Genomic DNA, 7,501 nt, shown 5'->3' on the forward strand with positions numbered 1-7,501 from the left:
TGGCCCGCCGAGGACACATTGATGGCTGACGATATGAACAACGACCAGGCACTGGCTGACGAGTGGGCCGCGGCCCTGGAAGAATCCGGTGATGGCGGTCAGGCCGACATCGACGCACTGCTGGCGGCCGATGCGGGCATTTCCGGCTCCAACCGCTTGCCAATGGAAGAATTCGGCAGCGCGCCGAGAAACAATGAGCCGGCGAGCATGGACGGTCCAAACCTGGACGTGATCCTTGATATCCCGGTGTCGATTTCCATGGAAGTGGGCAGCACCGACATCAACATCCGCAACCTGTTGCAACTCAACCAGGGTTCGGTCATCGAGCTCGATCGACTGGCTGGCGAGCCGCTGGATGTACTGGTCAACGGCACACTCATCGCCCATGGCGAGGTGGTGGTGGTCAACGAGAAGTTCGGCATCCGCCTGACCGACGTGATCAGCCCAAGCGAACGCATCAAGAAGCTGCGCTGAGTGAAAAAGCTTTTCGGGGTACTTCTTGCGTTGCCATTGAGCGTGCTGGCGGCCGAGCCTGTTGCGACCGCTGCCACGACCGCTGCGCCCATCGCCAGCAGCGGCGTGGCCGGGCAATTGACACAGCTGGTGTTCGGCTTGCTATTGGTGCTGGGGCTGATCTTCTTACTCGCTTGGCTGTTGCGCCGGGTCCAGCAAGCAGGCCCCGCCGGCAAGGGGCAGGTGATCGAACTCATTGGCTCCCGCGCCCTTGGGCCGCGTGATCGCTTGATGCTGGTGCAGGTCGGTAATGAGCAGATTTTGCTCGGCCTGAGCCCTGGCACCATCACCGCGTTGCATGTGCTCAAGGAGCCGGTGCAGGTGCCCAGCGCGACCGAAAAGACCACGCCGGAGTTTGCCCAGCGCCTGTTGGAGATCCTGGGCAAAGATCAGAAGGATAAGAAGTAATGGGTGCGCTTCGCATCGTCTTGACGCTGGCCCTGATGCTGGCCGCGCCGCTGGCGTTCGCCGCCGATCCGTTGTCGATCCCGGCGATTACCCTGGGCACCAACGCCGATGGCGCTCAGGAATACTCGGTCAGCCTGCAAATCCTGCTGATCATGACCGCGCTGAGTTTCATTCCAGCGTTCGTCATGCTGATGACCAGTTTCACCCGGATCATCATCGTGTTCTCGATCCTGCGTCAGGCCCTCGGCTTGCAACAGACGCCCTCGAACCAGATCCTTACCGGCATGGCGCTGTTTTTGACCCTGTTCATCATGGCGCCGGTGTTCGACCGCGTGAATCAGGACGCCTTGCAGCCCTACCTGGCGGAAAAAATGACCGCCCAGGACGCTGTGGCCAAGGCGCAAGTGCCGATCAAGGACTTCATGCTGGCCCAGACGCGCACCAGTGACCTGGAGTTGTTCATGCGCCTGTCCAAGCGCACGGACATCGCCTCGCCTGATCAAGCACCGTTGACCATCCTGGTGCCGGCCTTCGTGACTTCGGAGCTCAAGACGGCATTCCAGATTGGTTTCATGATCTTCATTCCGTTTTTGATCATCGACCTCGTCGTGGCCAGTGTGCTGATGGCCATGGGTATGATGATGCTCTCTCCACTGATCATTTCCCTGCCGTTCAAAATCATGCTGTTCGTGCTGGTTGACGGTTGGGCGCTGATCATCGGCACCTTGGCCAGCAGTTTCGGTGGTGTGTCGCCATGACGCCTGAAGTTGCCGTCGACATCTTCCGTGAAGCGCTGTGGCTGACCACGATGATGGTTGCTGTGCTGGTGATTCCGAGCCTGCTGGTGGGGCTGCTGGTGGCGATGTTCCAGGCCGCCACCCAGATCAACGAACAAACCCTGAGCTTCCTGCCGCGCCTGCTGGTGATGCTGGTGACGCTGATCGTGGCCGGCCCGTGGCTGGTGCAAACCTTCATGGAATACATCCAGCAGTTGTACGGCAGTATTCCGCAGGTCATCGGCTAAGCCATGTCGTCGCTGCTGCAACTGACCGATACCCAGATCAGCACCTGGGTGGCGACTTTCATGTTGCCGTTGTTTCGCGTCGGCGCCTTGCTGATGGTCATGCCGGTGTTCGGCACCTCGCTGGTGCCCAAGCGCATCCGCCTGTATTTCGCCCTCGCTATCACCGTGGTCATCGCCCCCAATCTGCCGCCCATGCCGCCAGTGAGTGCGCTGGATCTGAGCGGGTTGCTGCTGATTGCCGAGCAGATCCTGGTGGGCGCGATCCTGGGGTTTTCCTTGCAGTTGTTCTTCCAGGCGTTCGTGGTGGCGGGGCAGATTGTCGCGATCCAGATGGGCATGGCCTTCGCTTCGATGGTCGACCCTACCAACGGCGTTTCGGCGGCGGTGATCGGGCAGTTCTTCACCATGCTGGTGACGCTGTTGTTCCTGGCGATGAACGGCCATCTGGTGGTGTTCGAAGTCCTCACCGAAAGCTTCACCACGCTGCCGGTCGGTAGCGGCCTGATGGTCAATCACTACTGGGAGTTGGCCGGCAAGCTTGGCTGGGTGCTCGGCGCGGCGCTGTTGCTGGTGTTGCCAGCGATTACCGCGTTGCTGGTGGTTAACATTGCCTTCGGTGTGATGACCCGGGCGGCGCCGCAACTGAACATTTTCTCCATCGGCTTCCCTCTGACCTTGGTGCTCGGCCTGTTTATCGTTTGGGTCGGGCTGGCCGACATTCTCAATCAGTATCAACCGCTGGCCAGCGAGGCCTTGCAGTTTTTACGTGAACTGGCAAAGGCGCGCTGAAGCATGGCTGAGAGCGAGAGCGGTCAGGACAAAACAGAAGACCCCACGGAGAAAAAGAAAAAGGACGCCCGGGAGAAGGGTGAGATTGCCCGATCCAAGGAGCTCAATACCCTGGCGGTCATGCTCGCTGGCGCCGGTGCGCTGCTGGTGTTCGGTGGGGCTCTGGCCCAGGACTTGATGGACCTGATGCGCCTGAATTTTTCCCTGTCGCGGGAAGTGGTACTGGATCAGCGATCGATGGGCACCTTTCTGCTGCATTCGGGGCAGATCGCCTTGCTGGCGATTCAGCCGGTGATGATCACCTTGTTGCTGGCCGCGCTGATCGGGCCGATCTCCCTCGGCGGCTGGCTGTTCTCCGCCAGCACCATGGCGCCCAAGTTCAGTCGCATGAACCCCGGGGCGGGTCTCAAGCGCATGTTCTCGGCCAAAGCCTTGGCTGAACTGCTCAAGGCCCTGGCGAAATTCTTCATCGTGTTGTTCGTGGCCTTGACGGTTTTGTCGGCCGACATCGACGACCTGCTGCGCATCGCCCACGAACCGCTGGACCGAGCCATCATTCACAGCCTGCAAGTGGTCGGCTGGAGCACCCTGTGGATGGCCTGCGGGTTGATCATCATCGCCGCTGTCGACGTGCCGATTCAGATCTGGGAAAGCATCAAGAAGCTGAAGATGACCAAGCAGGAAGTGCGCGACGAGCACAAGGACCAGGAAGGCCGGCCTGAGGTCAAGCAACGCATTCGCCAGTTGCAACGGGAAATGTCCCAGCGGCGGATGATGGCAGCGATTCCCGACGCCGACGTGGTCATCACCAACCCGACCCACTACGCCGTAGCGCTCAAGTACGACCCGGACAAGAGCGGGGCGCCTATGCTGATCGCCAAGGGCAGCGACTTCCTTGCGCTGAAAATTCGGGAGATTGCCGCGGCTAACGAGATCCTGCTGCTGGAATCGCCTGCGCTGGCGCGATCGATTTATTACTCCACCGAACTGGAGCAGGAAATTCCGGGCGGGTTGTATCTCGCCGTGGCGCAAGTCCTGGCGTACGTCTATCAGATCCGCCAATACCGCGCCGGCAAGGGCAAGCGGCCGGATCCGCTTAAGGATGATCTGCCGATTCCGCCCGATCTTCGCCGCGATTCCTGACAAGTATCGAGCCATTCAGTTAGCAAAAAACCTGTAGGAGCGAGGCTTGCCCGCGAAGAATCTGGGCCAGTCGGTTTAGTTATCGACTGGCACTGCAATCTCGCTGCTCAGGATTTCATTAGCTGGATTTTTAGCCACTACCAACTGTCGGAATTCACCTTAAACCTGTTATTTATGACAGTAGCCACTCTCCTTCCTACAGCCTTTAATGACGCCTCGTATCACTAATCGCAAAAAGGAATTCGACATGACGAACTTTTCGATGGATAGGGCTGCGGGGCTTAATAATCTAGTGAAAGATGGCGAGTTTAAGGAGGTGGGAAGCCCCGAGTGGTCTTTTAAAGGGGAGACGCTGCAGTCGCTAGCCGTCCGAGATTTCGACGCTGGCAACCCACACTTTGCCGCCTCTCTTTCCGGCTCCGCAACGCAAGTGGTTGGGGGGATTACAGCATCGACGCTCTATACCCTCTCAGTACGCACCCGAGGTAGTGAGCGACAATCCGACGGCCAGAGTCAAAATCCCACTGGCTACATGGAGGTCATTGGCGGCGGGCTGGAGTTACGTTTCTTTTTGCGTGATGTACACGATTGGAAAGAGCAGAAGGTGCGTTTCAGGAGCGTTTCGGCCACGGAAAGTCTCCAGATCACCTTCTTTGCAATTACCGGAAAGTTGGATTTCGATGATGTCTTGCTAGCCAAAGAGGAAGAGGTCATCGATCCCGATGAGTTGCTCAAAAATGGCTTCTTTAGTGAGAGAGAAGCGTATTGGGAATGGTTTCCGCCTGCCGTCGGTAAGGCGGAGATTTTTCTTGATAATGGCAACCCTTGTGCCCTCTTTTCCAATGTGGGCAGTGCTAGTCAATCGGTGAATGTAACCCCTGGTAAAACGTACATTCTTAAATTCAGAGTCAAGGTAGTGGGGCCTGATGGGGCACAGGGTGGACGCGTGTATTTGAGAAATCTTGAGCAGGGCGTGACAGAAAAATTTCTAAAAGTCACAAATGATTGGATCGATGACCAGGTAGAGCACACAGTGTTTCCTAGCGGCCACAATACTTCGCTACAGGTCAGCTTGAGCGGTGGCACTGAAAGCAGTGGTACAACTACTTATTTTGACAATGTTTCACTCAAGCTCAAAGAGTAGGTAACGAGTCGGGGGAAATTGGAAGAAAGGGGGCGTCCATTAGCCGATACCAAGTCGAGGCTAATGGGCGTTCCCTTTTTTTGCATCGTCCATCATTTGCTCATTCCGCTTGTGCAGTTGCGCGCAACCTTGTGGGAGCGTGGCTTGCCCGCGATGACGTCAGTCCAGGCAATACAAATTCCCCAGAAAAAACTCTCTATTTCTTTCCAAGCAAAAGTTGGACAGCTTTTTGCAGTAGCCGCCCTGCGCCCGCTTCAGGCGTCAAAAGTTTGCTTTAAAGGAACGGGGAAAACCGGTGGATCGCTCTCAGTTTATCAACAGTGCCCGCAGCAACATGGCAGACCTCAGTCGAGGCAATCTGGGCGTGCCGCTGTTGCTGCTGGTCATGCTGGCGATGATGATGTTGCCGGTGCCGCCGTTCCTGCTCGACGTGTTTTTCACCTTCAACATCGCCTTGTCGATTGTCGTTCTGCTGGTTTGTGTGTACGCCCTGCGGCCGCTGGATTTCGCGGTGTTCCCGACCATTTTGCTGGTGGCGACGTTGTTACGCCTGGCATTGAACGTTGCGTCCACGCGGGTGGTGATGCTTCACGGTCAGGATGGCCATGCCGCTGCCGGTAAGGTAATTCAGGCCTTCGGTGAGGTGGTGATCGGCGGTAACTACGTGGTCGGTATCGTGGTCTTCGCGATTTTGATGATCATCAACTTCGTTGTAGTGACCAAGGGTGCCGGGCGGATTTCCGAGGTAAGCGCGCGTTTCACCCTCGATGCGATGCCCGGCAAACAAATGGCCATCGACGCCGATCTCAATGCCGGCCTGATCGATCAGGCGCAGGCCAAGGCCCGTCGTTCGGAAGTGGCCCAGGAAGCCGAGTTTTATGGCTCCATGGACGGTGCCAGCAAGTTCGTACGCGGTGACGCCATCGCCGGCTTGCTGATTCTGTTCATCAACCTGATCGGCGGCATGGCGGTCGGTATCTTCCAGCACGGCATGACATTCGGCGACGCCGGCAAGGTTTACGCGCTGTTGACCATCGGTGACGGTTTGGTGGCGCAATTGCCATCACTGTTGTTATCTACAGCTGCAGCCATCATGGTGACCCGTGCTTCCGGGTCCGAAGACATGGGCAAGCAGATCAATCGCCAGATGTTCGCCTCGCCCAAAGCGTTGGCCGTATCGGCAGGTTTGATGGCGGTGATGGGGCTGGTGCCCGGCATGCCGCATTTCTCGTTCCTGACCATGGCTGCGTTGGCGGCTGGCGGTGCGTACTTGTTCTGGCGCAAGCAGAACGTCGCCAAGTTGCAGGCTGTGCAAGAGGTCAAGCGTCAACAGGAGCTGTTGCCTTCGCCGGCTCGCGCCCAGGAAACCAAGGAGTTGGGTTGGGATGACGTAACGCCGATCGACATGATCGGCCTGGAAGTGGGTTACCGCCTGATTCCGCTGGTGGACCGTAACCAGGGTGGTCAGTTGCTGGCGCGGATCAAGGGCGTGCGCAAGAAGCTGTCCCAGGACCTGGGCTTCCTGATGCCCACCGTGCACATCCGCGACAACCTTGACCTGGCACCAAGCGCCTATCGCCTGACCCTGATGGGGGTGATCCTGGCCGAGGCGGAGATCTATCCGGATCGCGAGCTCGCGATCAACCCAGGGCAGGTTTACGGCACGCTCAACGGCATAACCGCCAAAGATCCGGCTTTCGGCCTGGAAGCGGTCTGGATCGAAATCAGCCAACGTGCGCAAGCGCAATCCCTTGGTTACACCGTGGTCGATGCCAGTACAGTGGTGGCAACTCACTTGAACCAGATTTTGTACAAGCACTCCAGTGAGCTGATCGGGCACGAAGAAGTCCAGCAACTGATGCAATTGCTGGCGAAAAACTCGCCAAAACTCGCTGAAGAGCTGATACCGGGTGTGCTGTCGCTGTCGCAAATGCTCAAGGTTCTGCAAGCGTTGCTGGCCGAACAGGTACCGGTTCGTGACATTCGCAGCATTGCCGAAGCCATCGCTAACAATGCGGCCAAGAGTCAAGATACCGCCGCATTGGTGGCTGCCGTGCGCGTCGGCGTATCCCGCGCCATCGTGCAAAGCATTGTAGGTACTGAGTCCGAGCTACCAGTGATCACGCTGGAGCCAAGGTTGGAACAAATATTGCTCAATAGTTTGCAGAAGGCAGGACAAGGCTCGGAAGAGGGCGTTCTGCTGGAGCCAAGCATGGCTGAAAAGCTGCAACGCTCGCTGATCGATGCAGCGCAGCGCCAAGAGATGCAAGGTCAACCGGTGATTCTGTTGGTAGCAGGTCCGGTACGCGCGATGCTCTCGCGGTTTGGCCGGCTGGCAGTCCCGGGTTTGCACGTGTTGGCTTACCAGGAAATCCCTGACAACAAGCAAGTGACCATCGTTGCGACAGTAGGGCCCAACGGCTGAGGTAGTGGTTTATGCAAGTTAAGCGTTTTTTCGCCGCCGATATGCGTCAGGCCAT

General features: G+C 57.7%; 8 protein-coding genes. All 8 read left to right on the forward strand.

From position 1 onward, the window contains the following. Positions 1-21 precede the first annotated feature (21 nt). The 8 genes from fliN (at position 22) to flhA (ending at position 7,446) form a co-directional block, all read left to right on the forward strand. Positions 22-474 carry a flagellar motor switch protein FliN gene (gene fliN / locus ACRESJ_RS00215; RefSeq protein WP_431756069.1) on the forward strand — a complete coding sequence of 151 codons (453 nt, stop codon included), beginning with the start codon at positions 22-24 and terminating at the stop codon, positions 472-474. After that, positions 475-921, forward strand: a complete 447-nt coding sequence (gene fliO, locus ACRESJ_RS00220; protein ID WP_431756070.1) for a flagellar biosynthetic protein FliO — start codon at positions 475-477, stop codon at positions 919-921. Further along, positions 921-1,679 carry a flagellar type III secretion system pore protein FliP gene (gene fliP, locus ACRESJ_RS00225; protein ID WP_431756071.1) on the forward strand — a complete coding sequence of 253 codons (759 nt, stop codon included), beginning with the start codon at positions 921-923 and terminating at the stop codon, positions 1,677-1,679. Before fliO ends, fliP begins: the two co-directional genes overlap by 1 nt. Then, positions 1,676-1,945, forward strand: a complete 270-nt coding sequence (gene fliQ, locus ACRESJ_RS00230) for a flagellar biosynthesis protein FliQ (protein WP_103402486.1) — start codon at positions 1,676-1,678, stop codon at positions 1,943-1,945. Before fliP ends, fliQ begins: the two co-directional genes overlap by 4 nt. A 3-nt stretch (positions 1,946-1,948) precedes the next feature. Further along, complete coding sequence (gene fliR / locus ACRESJ_RS00235; RefSeq protein WP_431756072.1) at positions 1,949-2,734, forward strand: flagellar biosynthetic protein FliR; 786 nt, start codon at positions 1,949-1,951, stop codon at positions 2,732-2,734. A gap of 3 nt (positions 2,735-2,737) precedes the next feature. Beyond that, on the forward strand, positions 2,738-3,877 hold the full coding sequence (gene flhB, locus ACRESJ_RS00240) for a flagellar biosynthesis protein FlhB (protein WP_431756073.1): 1,140 nt from the start codon (positions 2,738-2,740) through the stop codon (positions 3,875-3,877). Between the two features lie 247 nt (positions 3,878-4,124). Next, positions 4,125-5,021 (forward strand): hypothetical protein, encoded by an 897-nt coding sequence (locus tag ACRESJ_RS00245; protein WP_431756074.1) that lies wholly within the window; start codon positions 4,125-4,127, stop codon positions 5,019-5,021. A gap of 295 nt (positions 5,022-5,316) precedes the next feature. Continuing rightward, on the forward strand, positions 5,317-7,446 hold the full coding sequence (gene flhA / locus ACRESJ_RS00250) for a flagellar biosynthesis protein FlhA (protein ID WP_431756075.1): 2,130 nt from the start codon (positions 5,317-5,319) through the stop codon (positions 7,444-7,446). Positions 7,447-7,501 lie beyond the last annotated feature (55 nt).

It is taken from the genome of Pseudomonas sp. (assembly GCF_050739655.1).
Classification (GTDB): Bacteria; Pseudomonadota; Gammaproteobacteria; order Pseudomonadales; family Pseudomonadaceae; genus Aquipseudomonas.

What these genes read in the sequence shown, in the direction of transcription:
- fliN (WP_431756069.1), top strand. Translation starts at nt 22, where the DNA reads ATGGCTGACGATATGAACAACGACCAGGCACTGGCTGACGAGTGGGCC.
- fliP (WP_431756071.1), top strand. Translation starts at nt 921, where the DNA reads ATGGGTGCGCTTCGCATCGTCTTGACGCTGGCCCTGATGCTGGCCGCG.
- fliQ (WP_103402486.1), top strand. Translation starts at nt 1,676, where the DNA reads ATGACGCCTGAAGTTGCCGTCGACATCTTCCGTGAAGCGCTGTGGCTG.
- fliR (WP_431756072.1), top strand. Translation starts at nt 1,949, where the DNA reads ATGTCGTCGCTGCTGCAACTGACCGATACCCAGATCAGCACCTGGGTG.
- flhB (WP_431756073.1), top strand. Translation starts at nt 2,738, where the DNA reads ATGGCTGAGAGCGAGAGCGGTCAGGACAAAACAGAAGACCCCACGGAG.
- ACRESJ_RS00245 (WP_431756074.1), top strand. Translation starts at nt 4,125, where the DNA reads ATGACGAACTTTTCGATGGATAGGGCTGCGGGGCTTAATAATCTAGTG.